A 19,149-nucleotide genomic window follows, 5' to 3' on the forward strand; every position below is an offset into this window, starting at 1 on the left:
TCAAGATTTAAGGGAAGGTGCAGAGGTGGCGGCAGAAAAAGCGTTTATCAGCTTGCGGATGGGCTCTTGCTTGAGCTTGAGCGCAGTCTGGTTCACAACGAGGTGCGAGCTGATGTCCATGATGCGTTCGACCTCGACCAGGTGGTTGGCCTTGAGCGTGCTGCCGGTGGAGACGAGGTCGACGATGGCGTCGGCCAGGCCTGTGAGCGGCGCCAACTCCATGCTGCCGTAGAGCTTGATCAGGTCGACGTGCACGCCCTTGGTGGCGAAAAACTCGCGGGCAATCGCCACGTACTTGGTGGCCACTTTCAGGCGCGAGCCCTGGCGCACGGCGGCGGCGTAGTCAAAGCCCTCGCGCACGGCCACACTGATGCGGCATTTGGCGATTTGCAAATCGAGCGGCTGGTACAGGCCCTGGCTGCCGGATTCGATCAGCGTGTCTTTGCCGACCACGCCGAGATCGGCACCGCCGTACTGTACATAGGTGGGCACGTCGGTGGCGCGCACCAGCACCACACGCAGGCCGGGCTGGTTGGTGTCCAGGATCAGCTTGCGGGATTTTTCCGGGTCGTCCAGCACCTCGATGCCGGCGCTTTTAAGCAGCGGCAGGATGTCGTCGAAGATGCGGCCCTTGGATAAAGCAAGCGTGATCATGCTTTGACTCGCTCTATGTCGGCACCGATTCCGCGCAGCTTGGCTTCCATCTGGTCGTAGCCGCGATCCAGATGGTAAATACGGTCCACCATGGTTTCACCTTCGGCCACCAGACCGGCAATCACCAGGCTGGCGGAGGCGCGCAAATCAGTGGCCATCACGGTGGCACCCGACAGCTTTTCAACGCCTTCCATGACGGCAATCTTGCCGTCGATCTGGATCTTGGCACCCAGGCGCACCATTTCGTTGACGTGCATGAAACGGTTTTCAAAAATCGTCTCGGTCACCGTGCTGCTGCCCTGTGCAATGGCGTTCAGCGCCATGAACTGGGCCTGCATGTCAGTCGGGAAGCCAGGGTATTCGGTCGTACGGAAGGATTGCGCCTTCATTCGGCCGCTGGCCTGGATGCGGATAAAGCCTTCGCCCGCCGTTACCACGGCGCCGGCTTCGCGCAGCTTGTCGATCACCGCGTCGAGGTGGTCGGCTCGGCCATGCTTCAAAACCACGTCACCACCGGCAGCGGCCACCGCGCACAAAAAGGTGCCGGTTTCAATGCGATCGGCCACCACCTGGTGGGTGCAGCCATGCAGGCACTCGACACCCTGAATGCGGATGCGGCGCGTGCCGTGGCCTTCAATCTTTGCGCCCATCTTGATGAGCATTTCAGCCAGGTCGCCAATCTCGGGCTCCTGCGCGGCGTTCTCCAGGATGGTTTCGCCTTCTGCCAGGCTGGCCGCCATCAGGAAGTTTTCAGTGCCGGTGACCGTCACCATGTCGGTGGTAATGCTGGTGCCCTTGAGTCGCTTCTGACCAGCCGGCAGCTTGGCGATCATGTAGCCGTGCTCCACGGCAATTTCAGCGCCCATGGCCTGCATACCCTTGATGTGCTGGTCGACCGGCCGCGAACCAATGGCGCAGCCGCCGGGCAGTGACACAGTCGCCTCGCCAAAGCGCGCCAGCAGCGGGCCGAGGGCCAGCACGGAAGCGCGCATGGTTTTGACGAGCTCATAAGGGGCTTCGGGTGAGCTCAGGCCGCCAGCATTGAGCACCACGGTGCTGGGCACGTCCTGGCTGCGTTCGGCCTGCACACCCATGTTGCGCACCAGCTTGAGCATGGTGGCCACATCCTGCAGGCGCGGCACATTCTGCAGCGTCACCGTGTCGGCTGTCAGCAGGGCTGCACACAGTTCCGGGAGCGCGGCATTCTTGGCACCGGAAATTTCGACCGTGCCGGCGAGTGATTTGCCGCCCCTGATGAGTAATTTGTCCATGTTCTTATTGCGTGTTGTTGTTGGCCCATTCGGTGGGCGTATACGTTTTCATCGACAGCGCATGCACTTCGTCGGTCTGCATGCGGCCACCCAGCGTGGCGTACACCTTCTGGTGGCGCTGGATCAAGCGCAGGCCCTCAAAGGCGCTGGAGATGATTGTCGCGTACCAATGGCGGCCGTCGCCCGACAGTTCGATATGTTCGCACGGCAGGCCTGCGGTGATGATGGATTGAAGTTCTTCGCTGGTCATAAGTTTTCTATTGAGGCATGAGACGAGTGTCTTCGCAAGCAGGGGCCGCGGAACTGGCTTTGCCAGGCCGCAGGCGCAGCGCCCCCTCGGGGGGCAGAGAGCGACACGAAGTGCGCGAACGTGGGGGCCATATCTCTAGTGTCTGATTTTGTAGCCTGTGCGCAGCATGTTGACCGCGACACCACTTACGACCAGCAGCGCGGTGGTCACGATACCCAGGCTCAGCCAGGGCGAAACATCGCTGACGCCGAAAAATCCGTAACGGAACCCGTCAATCATGTAGAAAAACGGATTCAGGTGGCTGACCTTTTGCCAGAAAGGCGGCAGCGAGTGAATCGAATAAAACACGCCGCTCAGGAAGGTCATGGGCATGATGACGAAATTCTGGAAGGCCGCCATCTGGTCGAACTTTTCAGACCACAGCCCGGCGATGACGCCCAGCGCGCCCAGCATGGCAGCGCCCAGTACCGCAAACAGCACAATCCACAGCGGCGCCACAAAGGCGGGTTGGCCGAAAAATACGGTGACGGCAAACACGCCGGTACCCACCAGCAGGCCACGCGCGACGGACGAGCCGACGTACGCAAAAAACCAGTGCCAGTGCGACAGCGGCGTGAGCAGCACAAACACCAGGCTGCCCATGATCTTGCTCTGGATCAGCGACGAAGAGCTGTTGGCAAATGCGTTCTGCAACACGCTCATCATCACGAGTCCGGGCACCAGGAAGGCGGTGTAGCTGACCTGGTCGTAAACCTTGACCTGGTCCTGCAGCACGTGGCCAAAGATCAGCATGTAGAGCACGGCGGTCAACACCGGGGCTCCGACCGTCTGGAAACCCACTTTCCAGAAGCGCAGGGTTTCCTTGTAGAGCAGTGTTTGCCAGCCAGTCATTCAAAAGCCCCCACGCTTGTCGCTTCGCGTACTACGCGAGGCCTTGCAGGCCGCGGCTCGCGAGACGCTTCGCCTCTGTCGCCTGTCCAAAGCTGCTCAAGCAGCTTTGGAGCCGCAGGCTCCAGCCCCTCGGGGGCTGTGCTTGCTTGGGGCGGCCCGGCGCGGCGCACGGCCCTTCCCCGGATGAACGCGATCATGTTGCCACTCCCATTAAATTCAGTTCGGTGGCTTCTCCGGCCGGCTTTTTGTTCATTACGTCCAGGAACACATCTTCCAGGTCGGCCTTGCGGATTTCAACGTCTTCCGCGACCAGCCCCGCCTCACGGATGGCCGCGAGGTATTGTTCGATTTCATTGGCGTTGTGCGCCGGGAACTGCACGATGCGCCCGGTGATACGGGCCTGCGCGGCCAGGTGCACCGGCAATTCGCTGTCGATCTTGAAGCGCAACACGTTCGACGAAGCTGCCTTGAGCAGCTCGGAAGTCTGAGCCAGCGCCACCACCCGCCCCTGCTTGAGCATGGCGATGCGGCTGCACAAAGCCTCGGCTTCTTCGAGGTAGTGCGTAGTCAGTAGCACCGTGCTGCCCTGCTTGTTGAGTTTGGCGATGAACTGCCACAGCGTCTGGCGCAGTTCCACATCAACGCCGGCGGTGGGTTCGTCGAGCACGATGACCTGCGGCTTGTGCACCAGCGCCTGCGCCACCAGCACGCGGCGTTTCATGCCGCCGGAGAGCTGGCGCATGTTGGCATTGGCTTTGTCGGCCAGCCCCAGGCTGACCAGCAGTTCGTCGATCCAGTCGTCGTTGCGTTTGATGCCGAAATAGCCGGACTGGATGCGCAGCGCCTCGCGCACGGAGAAAAAGGGGTCGAACACCAGTTCCTGGGGTACGACGCCGAGCTTTCGCCTTGCATTGGCATAGTCGGTGAGCACGTCGCTGCCATGCACCAGGACCCGGCCGCTGCTGGCACGCGAAAGGCCGGCGAGTATGCTGATGAGAGAGGTTTTGCCGGCGCCGTTGGGACCGAGCAGCCCAAAAAACTCACCCTGCCGGATGTCAAAACTGACGTCGTCAAGCGCCCGGACAATGGGGCCTGTTTGGCTTCGCGCAGAGGAATAGGTTTTGGAGACGGACTGAAATGAGATCGCTGGCATTAGCCCATCATTTTAAGGGCTGGCGCCGTTTTATCCCGGCAGGTACCTGAATGCCCTGGGGGCGGCCGGTGCCGCAGCGGTACGGCTCAGGCCGTGGCAGGCACCAGCTCCGCCACGCCATAAAGGCCTGCCAGCTGGCGCAAGCGGACAGGCAAGCCGGTGACCGTGAACCCCTTGCCGGCGGCCAGCGCCTCACGGCGGCATTCAAGCAGGACGGCCAGAGCGGAAGAATCAAACTCGGTGAGTGCGCTCGCATCCACCACCACCCCGCCCGGCTGCGACAACACGGCCTGCTTCAGGCCGTGAGAAAAACCGGCAGCCACCGCATGGGTCAAGGCGGAAGGGAGTGTCAGCATGGCGCAGTTGCCGCTCAGGATTTCTTGGCGCCTGCGCCGGTATTGGACTGGTTGCGCTGAACCAGAGACGCGATCAGGCCATCAACGCCCTTGGCGCTGATTTCCTGGGCGAACTGGGTGCGGTAGGTTTCCACCAGCCAGACGCCCAACACATTGAGGTCATAGATCTTCCAGCCCGTGGCGGTTTTTTCCATGCGGTAGTCCAGCTGGATTGGGTCGCCCCGGCCCAGAACTTCGGTGCGGACGACGACTTCAGTGTCTTCCGGAGCCGCGCGCAGCGGCTTGACATTGACACTCTGGTCGCTGACCTGTGCCAGCGCGCCGGAATAGGTGCGGATCAGCAGGACCTTGAACTCGTCCTGAAGCTTCTTTTGCTGCTCAGGCGTGGCCTGGCGCCAGTTGCGGCCGACGGCAGAGGCCGTCATGCGCGTGAAGTTCACATTGGGCATGATCTTGCTGTCGACGAGTGCGAGCACCCGGGTGAGGTCACCGGCTTTTACAGCCTTGTCCGTCTTGATGTTGTCCAGCACATCGGCCGAAACGCGCTTGATCAGGGCATCGGGTGCCTCATCGGCTGCGCGAACGAACGGTGCGGACCCCATCAGGGCCAGGCTGAGGGCGGCGGTAAATAAATGGCCAAGTGTTCTACGTTTCATGATTTTCCTTCTATGACGAAGCATGCGGTTGCGGAAATTGCTGTACCTCTACGGATACGTCACTGTTGCAACCGATGGTTCGATGGTTATTCTGCGGGATGGTTTCCGGGCTGTGAATGAAGTTTTACGGCAGTCTTGTAAATATTGTTTGCAATCAACAGCCTTTTGACCCCTGTTCACACCCGGCAGGACGCTATTTGGCGGCGGAGGCTGGTGCCGCTGGGGCGGCCGATGTGCCTTCCGGCAAATCGTAACGTTCCTCTTTTTCCACCGAAGTCCCGCCTATCAGGCTACGGCGGCGCTGCAGGTAGATTTCGCGGGTGAAGCTGTATTTGTCGAGTGCGGCCTGGTCCAGGACATCACCGGCCCCGAGCACGTTGGCCCTGGCATTCACCAGGCGCAAAGTCGTCAGGGAATTGCGGGCACGGACATTGTCGATCCGGCTTACCAGGTCGCCCTGGTAATCAACCAGCGAACCTACCGAATCACGCGCGGAAGAAGGGCCCAGCAAAGGCAGCACGAGGTAGGGGCCCGAGCCCACACCCCAAACGCCGAGCGTCTGGCCAAAATCTTCCGAGTGCTTGGGAATCTTCAGATCGCTGGCAACGTCAAAAATGCCGCCCACGCCCCAGATGGTATTGGTCGTGACGCGGAAAAAACTTTCGACAGAAGCCTGGCCTTTACCCTGGAGCAGGTTGTTGACGGTGGACCACACGTCGGAAATGTTGCCGAAGAAATTGGTGACACCGGTGCGCACAGGCGCAGGCGTGATATCCCGGTACGCGGTTGCCACGGGTTTGACGACGGCGCGGTCCACACCATCATTGAAATTGAACATGGTCCGGTTGAACGGCTCCAGCGGATCGGACGGGCTCGCATTGGGACCGGTAGCACACCCCTGGAGAAGTGCCAGTGCAAGCACTGCCGCAGCCCAGCCGGCCGGTTTTTTCATCGTGATTTCTGCTGTCATTTTTTTTCTGGCGTCCCTGATGGCGGCGCAGACCCTGATCCGGAACTGCTGTCTGCCGCCTTGCTATATAAAAACTGGCTGATCAGATTCTCAAGCACCACGGCAGACTGCGTGTTTTTGACCACGTCCCCTGCGGCAAGATTTTTCTCGTCCCCACCGGCCTCCACGCCGATGTACTGCTCGCCCAGCAATCCGCTGGTCAAAATCTTCAGCGAGCTGTCTTTCGGGAATACGTAACGGCTTTCCATGGCCAGATTGACGCTGGCCTGGTAGGACTTGTCGTCGAAAGTGATATTTTCAACCCGGCCCACTACCACGCCAGCGCTTTTGACCGCGGCTCGCGGCTTGAGGCCACCAATGTTGTCGAATTTCGCCGTCACCTTGTAGGAGGTATCGAAATTCAGGCTGAGCAGATTCGCGGACTTGAGCGCCAGAAACAGGATGGCGGCGCCGCCAATCAACACGAACAAACCCACCCACAGATCATTTTTGGAACGTTGCATCGTTTTCTTTCAGTGGCCTGGTCCGGCGTTTTTGCCATTCCGGGCTGTTTTGTCCTTGCGGGGTTCACCCAAGGCAAACACTGGGAAGCAGGATTTTCTCATGGGCGAATTAAAAATGTATGAAGACGGTTTTAAAGGCTGAACATCGAGGCGGTCAGCAGGAAATCCAGCCCCAGCACGGCCAGCGACGCAACCACCACGGTCCGCGTGGTCGCGCGCGACACGCCCTCAGGCGTCGGCTGGGCCTCGAAACCCTGGTGCAAGGCCACAAAAGTGACGGTGACGCCAAACACAAAACTCTTGATGATGCCGTTACCTACGTCGCGCCAGACATCGACACCGGACTGCATCTGGCTCCAGAAGGAGCCCGCATCAATACCGATCATGACCACGCCCACCAGCCAGCCACCCATGATGCCCACGGCGCTGAACACGGCAGCCAGCAGGGGCATGGCGATGATGCCGCCCCAGAAACGGGGCGCCAGGATGCGCCGCACCGGGTCCACCGCCATCATTTCCATGGCTGAGAGCTGTTCGCCGGCTTTCATCAGGCCGATTTCGGCCGTCAACGCCGTGCCGGCGCGGCCGGCAAACAGCAAAGCAGTGACCACAGGCCCGAGTTCGCGAACGAGGCTGAGCGCCACCAGCAAGCCCAGCGCTTCTGCCGAGCCATAGCGCTGCAGCGTGTAGTAGCCCTGCAGGCCCAGCACAAAACCGACAAACAGGCCCGACACGGCAATGATGGCCAGCGAGTAGTTGCCCAAAAAGAAAATCTGGTCGCGCACCAGGCCAAAGCGGGCCAGGGCGGGGCCGGTGAGGGCCACCAGCCGGGACATCAACCGCGCGGCGTAGCCCAGTTCGGCCAGCTGGCTGCGCACGGAAAAACCGAGGCCGGAAATCAGGGCGACAGGGCTATAGCGGCTCATGCGCGCTTCCCTGATTTGGCCGCCGGGTTGCCGAAATCGGCATCCACAGTGGGGCCCGGATAGTGGAATTTCACGGGGCCTTCGCTTTCCGCATTGACGAACTGGTGCACCAGCGGATCGGTGGAGCGACGCACCTCGTCAGGTGTGCCCTGCGCCGCAATGCCGCCATTGGCCAGGATGATGACCTTGTCGGCAATGCGGAAGGTTTCTTCCAGATCATGCGACACCACCACGCTGGTAATGCCCAGCGTATCGTTGAGCTGGCGTATGAGCTGCGCGGCGGTACCGAGCGAGATCGGATCGAGCCCCGAGAACGGTTCGTCGTACATGATGAGTTCCGGGTCCAGCACAATGGCCCGCGCCAGCGCGACCCGCCGGGCCATGCCGCCCGAAATTTCGCTGGGCAGCAGGTCCCGCGCGCCGCGCAGGCCCACCGCATTGAGTTTCATCAGCACGATATCGCGGATCAGGGCCTCACCCAATTCGGTGTGCTCGCGCAAGGGAAACGCCACATTGTCGAAAACACTCAGATCGGTGAACAACGCACCGAACTGGAACAGCATGCCCATGCGGCGGCGAGCGGCATAGAGTTCCGCCTGGGCCAGCTTGCCGACGTCCTTGCCGTCGAACAGCACAGCGCCGCTGACAGCCTTTTGCTGCCCGCCGATGAGGCGCAGGACGGTGGTTTTGCCGCCTCCTGAAGCGCCCATCAGCGCGGTAACCTTGCCGCGAGGCACGGACAGCGTGACCTTGTCCAGGATGACGCGATCACCGGCAGAGCCGGGATAGGAAAACGTCACATCCTTGAACTCAACCAATGATGATGCGGAAATGTCGGGCATTGAAGGAGAAAAGACAGGCCAGCAGGCGTGTTGGCTTGGGTAAGTAATACCGAATGATACGGGGTTTGCCCTTATACAGTCCCTGAACGGAAACCAAAAACCTTGGGCTGTGCGGCCTAAAGCAGCGCGGGTAGCCCAAAAAGGCTGCCGCTTTATCGGGCAGATAGTGGCCGCAAGCCGCGACTATCCAGCGCAAGCAGCTATTTTTTTGATAGCGTCCGGGTTTTTCGGTGTTATTTCCCAACCAGGCAGATGTGCGCAAAGCGCAACGGACCGTCACGCCAATTGGGTGATTTCTGGAGGTTTGGCACCATTTCACGCAATTCGGGCACCAGCTTGGGCCTCTCAATCGCCCCTTTTTGGCGATTTATAAACGCCGGGCGCTGCACTTAGCGACGCAGGCCGCTGAAGCCCATCAGGAACTCGTCGACCGCGCGCGCGGCCTGGCGGGGCCTACGCACCCCAAGCACGAGCTTGGGGTTTATTTAACCGCCCCTTGGGGCGATTTGTGAAGGCCGGGCGCAGCGCTTAGCGGGGTAAGTCGCTAAAGCCCATCAGGAACTCGTCGACCGCACGCGCGGCCTGGCGGCCTACGCGCACCCCAAGCGCGAGCTTGGGGTTTACTTAACCGCCCCTTGGGGCGATTTGCGAAGGCCGGGCGCGGCGATTAACGCGGCAAGTCGCTAAAGCCCATCAGGAACTCGTCGACCGCGCGCGCGGCCTGACGGCCTTCGCGAATCGCCCATACCACCAGGCTCTGGCCACGGCGGATGTCGCCGGCGGCAAACACCTTGGGCACATTCGTGGCATAGCCGCCGGTGAAGTCGGTATGGGCCTTGGCATTGCCACGGTTGTCTTTTTCGATGCCGAACGCATCCAGAACCGACGCCACCGGCGAGATAAAGCCCATGGCCAGCAGCACCAGGTCGGCCTTGAGGGTTTGCTCGGAGCCTGGCACTTCCACCATCTTGCCGTCTTTCCACTCGACACGAACGGTCTTCAGGCCCGTGACTTTGCCTTTTTCGCCGATCAGTTCCTTGGTGGAGATGGCGAACTCGCGCTCGCAGCCTTCTTCGTGGCTGGAAGATGTACGCAGCTTGATCGGCCAGTAAGGCCAGGTCATGGGGCGGTTTTCTTCCTCGGGCGGCTGGGGCATCAGTTCAAACTGGGTGACGCTGACCGCGCCGTGGCGGTTGCTGGTGCCCACGCAGTCGGAACCGGTGTCGCCGCCGCCAATCACGATGACGTGCTTGCCGTCGGCGCGCAGCTGGCCTTTGACCTTGTCACCGGCGTTGATCTTGTTTTGCTGGGGCAAAAATTCCATCGCGAAATGAACGCCGTCGAGGTCGCGGCCGGGCACGGGCAGGTCGCGCGACTGCTCGGCGCCGCCCGTGAGGATCACGGCATCGAAGTCTTTTTGCAGCTGCTCGGGGGTGATGCTTTCTTTGGCCCAGTTGGTGACTTTGGAATCCTTGCCCAACGGGTCTTTGATGCTGCCCACCATCACGCCGGTGCGGAAGTTCACGCCTTCGGCCTTCATTTGCTCGACGCGGCGATCGATATGGACCTTTTCCATCTTGAAGTCAGGGATGCCGTAGCGCAGCAGGCCACCGATACGGTCGTTCTTCTCGAACAGCGTCACCTCATGGCCGGCGCGCGCCAACTGCTGCGCGGCGGCCATGCCGGCGGGACCGGAGCCGACCACGGCAACCTTCTTGCCGGTCTTGTGCTTGGGCATCACAGGCTTGACCCAGCCTTCGGACCAGGCGCGGTCGATGATGGCGTGCTCAATCGACTTGATGCCGACGGCGTCGTCATTCACGTTCAGCGTGCAGGCGGCTTCGCAGGGTGCCGGGCAGATGCGACCAGTGAACTCGGGGAAGTTGTTGGTGCTGTGCAGCGTGTCGATGGCGTTTTTCCAGTCGGCGCGAAACACCATGTCGTTGAAGTCTGGAATGATGTTGTTGACGGGGCAGCCGCTGTTGCAAAACGGCGTGCCGCAGTCCATACAGCGCGCGGCCTGCTTGTTGGCCTGCGCGTCGTCCAGCCCGATGACAAATTCCTTGTAGTTCTTCAGGCGCTCCGGCACGGGCTTGTAGCCCTCTTCGATGCGCTCGTATTCCATGAAGCCGGTGATTTTTCCCATGATGCGGTCCTGTGCAATTCTTTTAAGCGTTTTATGCCGCCAGCCCTTTAAGGATGAGCGCAAGCAGCTATAAATTTAATAGCAAACGTAAGGTGGCGTGAGAGCTTCAGCAGCCTTACTTGGCCGCCACCGCTTCCTGGTTGGTGGCGACCTGGACCCGTGTGGTTTCGGTCGCGGCTTCCAGGCGGCGTTCCTTGCGCTCAATCAGCGCCTTCTTGTATTCGTTCGGGAAGACCTTCACAAACTTCAGGCGCGACTCGCTCCAGTTGTCGAGCAGTTCGCGCGCACGCTTGCTGCCGGTCCAGCGGTTGTGGTCTTGCAGCAAGCGCTTGAGCAATTCCTCATCGCTTTGTTCGGCATGCCAGTCGGCCTTGTCATGGGTGTGCTGCTCGGCCGTGGTGACGATGCGGTCCATCGACACCATCGACGTGTTGCAGCGCGTGGCAAACAAACCGTCTTCGTCATACACATAGGCCACGCCGCCGCTCATGCCGGCGGCGAAGTTGCGGCCGGTCTTGCCCAGCACCGCGACGGTACCGCCCGTCATGTACTCGCAGCCGTGGTCGCCTGTGCCTTCAACAACCGCCGTGGCGCCCGAGAGGCGCACGGCAAAACGTTCGCCGGCCACACCGCTGAAGAAGGCTTCGCCGGTGGTTGCACCGTAGAGCACGGTGTTGCCGACGATGGTGTTCTTCACCGCGTCGCCGCGGAAGTCGATGCTGGGGCGCACGACGATACGGCCGCCCGACAGGCCCTTGCCGGTGTAGTCGTTGGCGTCACCGATCAGGTACATGGTGATGCCTTTGGCCAGGAAGGCGCCGAAAGATTGGCCGCCCGTGCCTTCGAGCTGGATGCGCAGCGTGTCGTCGGGCAGGCCTTGCGGATGGTGGCGTGTCAGCTCGCCCGACAGCATGGCGCCGACGGTGCGGTTGACGTTGCGCGCCACCTCGATGAACTGGACTTTTTCGCCCTTTTCAATCGCAGCTTTGGACTTTTCGATCAGACGCACGTCCAGCGCTTTTTCGAGCGCGTGGTCCTGCGCCATCACATGCATGCGCGGCACGTCGGCCGGCACGTTGGGCTGGTAGAACAGGCGGGCGAAATCAAGGCCACTGGCCTTCCAGTGCTCGATGCCTTTTTGCGTGTCGAGCAGGTCGGCGCGGCCGATCAGGTCGTCAAACTTGCGCACGCCGAGTTGCGCCATCAGCTGGCGTGCCTCTTCGGCGACAAAGAAGAAGTAATTGACCACATGCTCGGGCTTGCCGCTGAATTTCTGGCGCAGCAACGGGTCTTGTGTGGCCACGCCAACAGGGCAGGTGTTGAGGTGGCACTTGCGCATCATGATGCAGCCTTCAACCACCAGCGGTGCGGTGGCAAAACCGAACTCATCGGCGCCCAACAGCGCGCCGATGATGACGTCGCGGCCGGTTTTCATCTGGCCGTCGGCCTGCACACGGATGCGGCCGCGCAGGCGGTTGAGCACCAGGGTCTGCTGCGTTTCGGCCAGGCCAATTTCCCAGGGCGAGCCGGCATGCTTGATGGACGACCAGGGCGAAGCACCCGTGCCGCCGTCGTGGCCGGCAATCACCACGTGGTCGGACTTGGCCTTGGCCACGCCCGCTGCAATGGTTCCTACGCCGACCTCACTCACCAGCTTGACGCTGATGCTGGCGCGCGGGTTCACGTTCTTCAAATCGTGGATCAGCTGGGCCAGGTCTTCGATCGAGTAGATGTCGTGGTGCGGCGGTGGCGAGATCAAACCGACACCCGGCACCGAGTAACGCAGCGAACCGATGTATTCGCTGACTTTTCCGCCGGGCAGCTGGCCACCTTCGCCGGGCTTGGCGCCCTGCGCCATCTTGATCTGGATCTGGTCGGCCGACACCAGGTATTCGGCCGTGACGCCAAATCGGCCGGACGCCACCTGCTTGATGCGCGAGCGCAGCGAGTCGCCGTCTTGCAGCGGCAAATCTACCTCAACCTGCTTAGGGCCGATCACGCTTTTCAGCGTCTCGCCCTTCTTGATCGGGATGCCTTTGAGCTCTTGCCGGTAACGGTTCGGGTCTTCACCGCCCTCGCCCGTGTTGCTCTTGCCGCCGATGCGGTTCATGGCCACAGCCAGCGTGGCATGGGCTTCGGTGCTGATGGAGCCCAGCGACATGGCGCCGGTGGCAAAGCGCTTGACGATCTCTTTGGCCGGCTCGACTTCATCAATCGGGATGGCTTTGGAAGGGTCAATCTTGAACTCGAACAGGCCGCGCAGCGTCATATGACGGCGGTTCTGGTCGTTGATCAGCTGGGCGTATTCCTTGTAGGTGTTCCAGTTGTTGGAACGCGTGGAATGCTGCAGCTTGGCAATCGCGTCGGGCGTCCACATGTGGTCTTCGCCGCGCACGCGCCAGGCGTATTCGCCGCCGGCGTCCAGCATGTTGGCCAGCACCGGGTCGTCGCTGAAGGCCGCGCGGTGCATGCGCAGCGCTTCTTCGGCGATCTCGAACACGCCCATGCCTTCAACCTGGCTGGCCGTGCCGGTGAAGAACTTGGCCACGGTGTCACGGTTCAGGCCGATGGCCTCGAACAGTTGCGCGCCGCAGTAGCTCATGTAGGTCGACACGCCCATCTTGGACATGATCTTGGACAGGCCCTTGCCGATGGCCTTGGTGTAGTTGTAGACGGCCTTGTCGGTGCTGAGGTCGCCCGGCAGTCCTTTGGACAGCTCGGCCAGCGTTTCCATGGCGAGGTAGGGGTGCACGGCTTCGGCGCCGTAGCCGGCCAGCACGGCAAAGTGGTGCACTTCGCGGGCGGAGCCGGTTTCGACCACCAGGCCGGCCGTGGTGCGCAGGCCTTCTTTCACCAGGTGCTGGTGAATGGCGGAAAGAGCCAGCAAGGCCGGAATGGCAACCTGCGTGGCGCTGATGCCGCGGTCGCTGATGATCAGGATGTTCTTGCCGTCCTTGATCGCGTCGACCGCCTCGGCGCACAGCGAAGCCAGCTTGGCCTCGACACCTTCATGGCCCCAGGCCAGCGGATAGGTGATGTCCAGGGTGTAGCTCTTGAACTTGCCCTGGGTGTGCGACTCGATATCGCGCAGCTTTTGCATGTCGGCCACGTTGAGCACCGGCTGGCTGACTTCCAGCCGCATCGGCGGATTGACCTGGTTGATGTCCAGCAGGTTGGGCTTGGGGCCGATGAACGACACCAGCGACATCACGATGGCTTCGCGGATCGGGTCGATGGGCGGGTTGGTCACCTGTGCAAACAACTGCTTGAAGTAGTTGTAGAGCGGCTTGTTCTTGTTGGACAGCACGGCCAGCGGGCTGTCGTTGCCCATGGAACCGGTGGCTTCTTCGCCGTTGGCGGCCATCGGGGACATCAGGAATTTGATGTCTTCCTGCGTGTAGCCAAAGGCCTGCTGGCGATCAAGCAGGGCAAGGTTCGAAGCCGCGGGCACAGTGACCGGAGAGGTCTTGGCGGCCTTGCCGGCCACGTCGTCCAGCTTGATGCGCAGATTTTCAATCCACTGCTTGTAGGGCTTGCTGTGGGCCAGCGTGGCCTTGATTTCCTCGTCGTCGACCATGCGGCCCTGTTCGAGGTCGATCAGGAACATCTTGCCGGGCTGAAGGCGCCATTTGCGCACGATCTTGTGCTCAGGAATCGGCAGCACGCCGGATTCGGAGGCCATGATGACGAGGTCATCGTCGGTCACGCAATAGCGCGAAGGACGAAGGCCGTTGCGGTCCAGCGTGGCGCCGATCTGGCGGCCGTCGGTGAAGACGATGGAGGCCGGGCCGTCCCAGGGCTCGAGCATGGCGGCGTGGTATTCATAGAAGGCCTTGCGGCGCTCGTCCATGGTGGTGTGTTGCTCCCAGGGCTCGGGGATCATCATCATCACGGCCTGGCTGATGGGATAGCCGGCCATGGTCAGCAACTCGAGGCAGTTGTCGAAGGTCGCGGTGTCGGACTGGCTGGCAAAGCTGATCGGATAGAGCTTTTGCAGGTCGGCGCCGAGCACTGGCGAGGACATCACGCCTTCACGCGCCTTCATCCAGTTGTAGTTGCCCTTGACGGTGTTGATCTCGCCGTTGTGGGCCACATAGCGGTAGGGATGGGCCAGTGGCCACTCGGGGAAGGTGTTGGTGGAAAAGCGCTGATGCACCAGGCCAAGCGCCGAGACGCAACGTGGGTCGGTCAGGTCGCGGTAGTAGGTGCCCACTTGATCGGCCAGCAGCAGGCCTTTGTAGACCACCGTGCGGCTGGACATGCTGGGCACGTAATATTCTTTGCTGTGCGTCAGGCGCAGGTTCTGGATGGCGGCGCTGGCGGTTTTGCGGATCACGTACAGCTTGCGCTCCAGCGCGTCCTGCACGATCACATCGTTGCCGCGACCGATGAAGATCTGGCGCAGGATGGGCTCTTTTTCGCGCACGGTGGGCGACATGGGCATGTCGCGGTTGACCGGCACGTCGCGCCAGCCCAGCAGCACCTGGCCCTCAGCCTTGACGGCGCGCTCCAGCGCCTGCTCGCACGCCAGGCGGGATGCGTGCTCTTTGGGCAGAAACACCATGCCGACGCCGTACTCACCGGGCGGCGGCAGCTGCACGCCCTGGCTGGCCATTTCTTCGCGATACAGCGCGTCGGGCAGCTGAATCAAAATGCCGGCGCCGTCACCCATCAATTTGTCAGCGCCCACTGCACCCCGATGGTCGAGATTTTCGAGGATTTTCAGGCCTTGCTGGACGATGGCGTGGCTTTTGTGCCCTTTGATGTGCGCCACGAAGCCGACGCCGCAGGCGTCATGTTCGTTTGCACCGGAGTACAAACCGTTTTCTTCAAAATGTTTGATTTCAGCAGCCGTGGTCATGGCAATTCCTCGTCAGTTGGGGATGACGGCGGTGCCGCGCGGCCTTAGAAAAGGCATGGCAACGCTTCCATCCGCAAGGTTCATAATTTTTCGCAGGGAATGGGAGCATATTGCATTGCAACAACAATGCCAAGTGGTTTAAATGGGGTCAGATTCCAATTAAATGTCGATTAATTTAATCAACAATAAATTGGGGACATATTAAAGTCAAGCGCGTCAAGCCTTGATAAATATGAAGTTATTCATCATCCGGGCCCTCAGCCACGCGCAGGGGTGGGCGTCCCGCCTGGTTCCTGGTGACACGGCGCTCTGTGCGCTTTTGCAACTCCGCCAAAAAGCCATCTCCACCCAGGGCCCAGCCACTCAGGGCGGATCGGGTCAGCTGGTCTTGCTGCTCCAGCGTGATGCCGGCGCGCACCAGTCCGGCGTAGGCCACTTCACGGGCGAACGGCGTGTTGCCCAATGCCCAGACCATCGGGTGTGGCGTGAGCAGGCCGTCGACCCGCAGGCCTGCGTAATGGCCGTAGCTGGACCACGGATAGTCTTTGACCTCGGCCACCAGTCCCGCGCGGACTGGATTGAGGTCCATATAGGCCATGCACGCCAGCAGGTAGCGCTCGGCCTCGATCACGGTGGCCCGGTAACGCCCTTCCCACAAGGTGCCGGAGCGGCCCTGGCTGTCGTTGAAGTAACGCACATAGCGCCGCCCGGCAGCTTGCATCATCTGCGGCAGGCTGTCCGCTGTGGAAGGCGTCGCCAGTAAATGGAAATGGTTGTCCATCAGCACGTACGCATGCAGGGCAACGCCGAACTTGCGGGCGCTTTCTTCGAGCAACGCCAAAAACACCTGGTGGTCGGCGGCCGAAGAAAAGACAGCTTGCCGGTTATTTCCCCGCTGAATGATGTGGTGCGGGTAACCGGGGAGCGTCAGACGGGGAAGGCGGGCCATGGAATGCAATACCGAGAGTTTGCATCATGATAAAAGGAATCTGACCCCGATTTTTTCCGCCTGCTGCGAGTCCATCGAAGCGCTGTTAGAACGCCCCGGAACAAGGGCGCTTAACGAACGACTTTGCCGTCAGGCGTGATGGTGACGAGATCAATCGCCCGCACCGATTCGTATTTCTTCGGGCGCAGGTTGACGCGAAAGCCCCCCACGTCGTAGTCGGTCATGGTTTCAAACGCCTTTTGCAGGCCTGCCCGGTCGGGCTTGCCGCTGCCGGCCGCGCTGCGGCGCACGCCTTCGGCAAACGTTTTGGCCGCAATATAGCCCTCAACACTTTCATAGCTGGGCGTCTGGTCGGTCTGGTTCAGCACATCCAGGTATTCCTTGATGATGGGCGTGCCGGTGCTGCGCGGCGAAGGCACCACTTGCGAGATAACAACCCCGCCGATCTCTTTGCCCAGCGCGCTGAACAGCGGGTCAATCCCCACCACGGAGAAATTGAGGAACTGACCGCCAAACCCGGCCTGGCGCATCTTGCGGATGAAAGCCGCCGAGGAATTGAACAGGCTGACCTGAATAACGGCTTGGGGTTGCGCCTTCATCAGCTGCGCCACGGCAGCATCGACCTTGTCGCTGTTGACCGGCGACAGGGCGCTGCCAACGATGGCTGGGCGCTTCAGGTCGATCAGGGCCTGGTTCACCGCGGCAAGGCCGCCCCGCCCCATGGCGTCATCTTCGGCAAATACACCGATACGGTCCTGGTTGAGGGTGGCGCAGTGGCGTGCAATTTTGTAGGCCTCGTCAGCCAGCGCCGGGCGCACATGAAAGATGTTTGCCAGCGCAGGATCATGCAACGCATCCGATGCTGCAAAAGGTGCGAAAAAGAGCGCCCCGGATGCCTTGGAAGCGGCAAACGCGGCGTCGCAGCTGGCTGTTCCGGCAAAGCCGAACAGCGCGTCGACGCCTTCGTCGATCAACTGCTTGGCATTGGCGGCAGCCTTGGCCGGGTTGTAGCCGTCGTCGAGTGTCTTGACTTCGATCTTGTGACCGCCGGCACCGCCCTTTGCATTGATGGCGTCGAAATAAATCTTTGCCCCATTCAGATACGCCAGGCCGATCTGGTCGGCTGCACCTGTCAAGGGCACCGATTGGCCAAGAACGATTTTGCGGCTGGTTTTGCTTTGAGCCCAGAGCGCAGGGCTTGCTACCGCAGCGCCCGCGGAAACCCCGCGCAGAATTAGTTGACGTCGATTGAAACCCATGAGAACACCTTTTGAGAGACGAAATAGCCAAAGCAGGTTTGATGCCCGTACCTCAGCATGCGCTCAATATTCCGAAGAAATGTCACAAATTGTGCGCAAGCCCTCAGCGTAATCTGTGCAACCTCTAAAAACCACCGTGGAAATGCCAACACGTCATAAGCCTATGCGCATGGGACGCCAACATACGCCCGTTCAAGTGCGTTGGCGGGCAGATCCAGGCAGACGATGAAGCAAGATCGCCAACACGAGGGCGATGGCGCAGCCGGCCGTCGCAAGCCAACCCGTCCATTGCCATCCTCCCGCAGTGCTGGCCACCCAGGCAACCAGCGGAGGACCGGCAAATTGCCCCAGCGCCGACCACTGCTGGACCCAGCCAACGGTGGTCGACACGGCATCACGGCGGGGCGCAAGCTGGATGGCCAGGTTAAACAGCGTTGCGGGGATCAGGCCACCCACCATCGAGAAGACCAGTATGGCCACGTACTGTATTTCCGGGCGCAGTTGCACGGCAAATGCGAGCTGTGCGCCTCCAGCCATCGACAGGAAGCCTGCGCCAAGCAGAACCACCGGTCGTACACCACGCTCCAGCAGCCTGCCTGCCGCGACGTTGCCGATGATATTGACGGCAGCAGCAAGCGCCGTAAGCCATGCCACCCACACACCGCTCACGCCAGCCTGGGTGTAGATGGACGGCAGGAAACCGACCACAGCAAGCCACTGTCCCGAGTACATCGCAAAAGCAACAGCCATGTACCAGGCTGCGCGCGACCGCAGCGTCGCGCGGACAATATCTCCGCCACGGAAATGAGGAGCCGGCGATTGCCGGGGGGACATGCCATCATGCAGATGCCCCTGTGCAGGAACTTGCCACGCGACCAGCAAAGCCAGCACTGCGGCCAGCGCGGCCAGAAGCCACCACAAGATTCGCCAACCCCAGTCAGGTGCGGCCAGGCCGATGATCATGGGGCCTCCCAGCAATGCCAGAGAGGCGCCCAGCGGCATGTAGGCGCCCCAGACTCCCAGCATGCCGTTGAGTCGCTCTTGTGGCACCAGCTGGCGGATCAGGGCTGGGGCCGGTAACACCACCCAGAGGAATCCCAGCCCTTCGAATACACGTGCGGTCAGCAGCCAATGCACATCGGGAGACACGCCGCCCAACAGGCCGGCACCGGACAACACCAGCAGCCCGGCCACCATGCTGCGCTTGAGGCCGGCACGCTGCACAACAAGCCCGATGAGCAGCCCGAGCACCATACCCGCCAGCTGCACCAGCGACAGCAGAAATCCGGCCTGCAGCAATGTCACGCCCAATACCTTTCCCAGCACAGGCAGCGCAGGCGGCAGCTTGCCCACGTAAAGGGCGGCCACCACACCGGCAGCCATCACGTACCAGGCCGCGTTCGGGCTCGGGGTTGTTGTTGGCCGGGGCTCAGTCACGTTGTTTGCTGCGATGGGCGGCCAC

16 protein-coding genes are annotated in these 19,149 nt (G+C 61.3%); all 16 read right to left on the minus strand.

The features are described from left to right. Complete coding sequence (hisG, locus tag AC1DU8_RS17335) at positions 1–654, minus strand: ATP phosphoribosyltransferase (protein ID WP_457279713.1); 654 nt, start codon at positions 652–654, stop codon at positions 1–3. Next, positions 651–1,925, minus strand: a complete 1,275-nt coding sequence (murA, locus tag AC1DU8_RS17340) for a UDP-N-acetylglucosamine 1-carboxyvinyltransferase (RefSeq protein ID WP_477666054.1) — start codon at positions 1,923–1,925, stop codon at positions 651–653. The genes hisG and murA overlap by 4 nt, the downstream gene beginning before the upstream one ends. A 4-nt stretch (positions 1,926–1,929) precedes the next feature. After that, a complete protein-coding gene (locus tag AC1DU8_RS17345; RefSeq protein WP_457279715.1) occupies positions 1,930–2,175 on the minus strand; it encodes a BolA family protein in 246 nt (81 codons plus the stop codon). 135 nt (positions 2,176–2,310) lie between these two features. Then, a complete protein-coding gene (locus tag AC1DU8_RS17350; RefSeq protein WP_457279716.1) occupies positions 2,311–3,066 on the minus strand; it encodes an ABC transporter permease in 756 nt (251 codons plus the stop codon). A 193-nt stretch (positions 3,067–3,259) separates the two neighbouring features. After that, positions 3,260–4,219, minus strand: a complete 960-nt coding sequence (locus tag AC1DU8_RS17355) for an ABC transporter ATP-binding protein (protein ID WP_457279717.1) — start codon at positions 4,217–4,219, stop codon at positions 3,260–3,262. 86 nt (positions 4,220–4,305) lie between these two features. Then, on the minus strand, positions 4,306–4,575 hold the full coding sequence (locus AC1DU8_RS17360; protein ID WP_457279718.1) for an STAS domain-containing protein: 270 nt from the start codon (positions 4,573–4,575) through the stop codon (positions 4,306–4,308). A gap of 14 nt (positions 4,576–4,589) precedes the next feature. Beyond that, entirely contained in the window at positions 4,590–5,231 is a 642-nt protein-coding gene (locus AC1DU8_RS17365; protein ID WP_457279719.1) for an MlaC/ttg2D family ABC transporter substrate-binding protein, read from the minus strand. 193 nt (positions 5,232–5,424) lie between these two features. Further along, positions 5,425–6,201: an MlaA family lipoprotein gene (locus AC1DU8_RS17370; RefSeq protein WP_457279720.1), complete on the minus strand. Its 777-nt coding sequence runs from the start codon at positions 6,199–6,201 to the stop codon at positions 5,425–5,427. Further along, positions 6,198–6,704: an outer membrane lipid asymmetry maintenance protein MlaD gene (gene mlaD / locus AC1DU8_RS17375; protein ID WP_457279721.1), complete on the minus strand. Its 507-nt coding sequence runs from the start codon at positions 6,702–6,704 to the stop codon at positions 6,198–6,200. The genes AC1DU8_RS17370 and mlaD overlap by 4 nt, the downstream gene beginning before the upstream one ends. Positions 6,705–6,835: 131 nt before the next feature. Next, positions 6,836–7,630, minus strand: coding sequence for a lipid asymmetry maintenance ABC transporter permease subunit MlaE (gene mlaE, locus AC1DU8_RS17380; protein ID WP_457279722.1), 795 nt, complete (start codon positions 7,628–7,630; stop codon positions 6,836–6,838). Next, positions 7,627–8,472 (minus strand): ABC transporter ATP-binding protein, encoded by an 846-nt coding sequence (locus tag AC1DU8_RS17385; RefSeq protein ID WP_457279723.1) that lies wholly within the window; start codon positions 8,470–8,472, stop codon positions 7,627–7,629. The genes mlaE and AC1DU8_RS17385 overlap by 4 nt, the downstream gene beginning before the upstream one ends. A 667-nt stretch (positions 8,473–9,139) precedes the next feature. Continuing rightward, positions 9,140–10,618: a glutamate synthase subunit beta gene (locus tag AC1DU8_RS17390; protein WP_477666051.1), complete on the minus strand. Its 1,479-nt coding sequence runs from the start codon at positions 10,616–10,618 to the stop codon at positions 9,140–9,142. A gap of 115 nt (positions 10,619–10,733) precedes the next feature. Next, on the minus strand, positions 10,734–15,479 hold the full coding sequence (locus AC1DU8_RS17395) for a glutamate synthase-related protein (protein WP_477727022.1): 4,746 nt from the start codon (positions 15,477–15,479) through the stop codon (positions 10,734–10,736). Between the two features lie 238 nt (positions 15,480–15,717). After that, positions 15,718–16,428, minus strand: a complete 711-nt coding sequence (locus tag AC1DU8_RS17400; RefSeq protein WP_477666050.1) for a transposase — start codon at positions 16,426–16,428, stop codon at positions 15,718–15,720. A gap of 110 nt (positions 16,429–16,538) precedes the next feature. Beyond that, the gene (locus AC1DU8_RS17405; protein WP_457279727.1) at positions 16,539–17,687 is read right to left on the minus strand and encodes an ABC transporter substrate-binding protein; all 1,149 of its coding nucleotides are present in this window, start codon (positions 17,685–17,687) and stop codon (positions 16,539–16,541) included. Between the two features lie 192 nt (positions 17,688–17,879). Next, on the minus strand, positions 17,880–19,124 hold the full coding sequence (locus AC1DU8_RS17410; RefSeq protein ID WP_477690039.1) for an MFS transporter: 1,245 nt from the start codon (positions 19,122–19,124) through the stop codon (positions 17,880–17,882). Positions 19,125–19,149 lie beyond the last annotated feature (25 nt).

This window comes from Polaromonas sp. P3_A5, assembly GCF_056403055.1.

Excerpts from the sequence above, each read along its gene's own strand:
- hisG (WP_457279713.1), bottom strand. The coding sequence starts at position 654 with ATGATCACGCTTGCTTTATCCAAGGGCCGCATCTTCGACGACATCCTG.
- murA (WP_477666054.1), bottom strand. The coding sequence starts at position 1,925 with ATGGACAAATTACTCATCAGGGGCGGCAAATCACTCGCCGGCACGGTC.
- AC1DU8_RS17345 (WP_457279715.1), bottom strand. The coding sequence starts at position 2,175 with ATGACCAGCGAAGAACTTCAATCCATCATCACCGCAGGCCTGCCGTGC.
- AC1DU8_RS17350 (WP_457279716.1), bottom strand. The coding sequence starts at position 3,066 with ATGACTGGCTGGCAAACACTGCTCTACAAGGAAACCCTGCGCTTCTGG.
- AC1DU8_RS17355 (WP_457279717.1), bottom strand. The coding sequence starts at position 4,219 with ATGCCAGCGATCTCATTTCAGTCCGTCTCCAAAACCTATTCCTCTGCG.
- AC1DU8_RS17360 (WP_457279718.1), bottom strand. The coding sequence starts at position 4,575 with ATGCTGACACTCCCTTCCGCCTTGACCCATGCGGTGGCTGCCGGTTTT.
- AC1DU8_RS17365 (WP_457279719.1), bottom strand. The coding sequence starts at position 5,231 with ATGAAACGTAGAACACTTGGCCATTTATTTACCGCCGCCCTCAGCCTG.
- AC1DU8_RS17370 (WP_457279720.1), bottom strand. The coding sequence starts at position 6,201 with ATGACAGCAGAAATCACGATGAAAAAACCGGCCGGCTGGGCTGCGGCA.
- mlaD (WP_457279721.1), bottom strand. The coding sequence starts at position 6,704 with ATGCAACGTTCCAAAAATGATCTGTGGGTGGGTTTGTTCGTGTTGATT.
- mlaE (WP_457279722.1), bottom strand. The coding sequence starts at position 7,630 with ATGAGCCGCTATAGCCCTGTCGCCCTGATTTCCGGCCTCGGTTTTTCC.
- AC1DU8_RS17385 (WP_457279723.1), bottom strand. The coding sequence starts at position 8,472 with ATGCCCGACATTTCCGCATCATCATTGGTTGAGTTCAAGGATGTGACG.
- AC1DU8_RS17390 (WP_477666051.1), bottom strand. The coding sequence starts at position 10,618 with ATGGGAAAAATCACCGGCTTCATGGAATACGAGCGCATCGAAGAGGGC.
- AC1DU8_RS17395 (WP_477727022.1), bottom strand. The coding sequence starts at position 15,479 with ATGACCACGGCTGCTGAAATCAAACATTTTGAAGAAAACGGTTTGTAC.
- AC1DU8_RS17400 (WP_477666050.1), bottom strand. The coding sequence starts at position 16,428 with ATGGCCCGCCTTCCCCGTCTGACGCTCCCCGGTTACCCGCACCACATC.
- AC1DU8_RS17405 (WP_457279727.1), bottom strand. The coding sequence starts at position 17,687 with ATGGGTTTCAATCGACGTCAACTAATTCTGCGCGGGGTTTCCGCGGGC.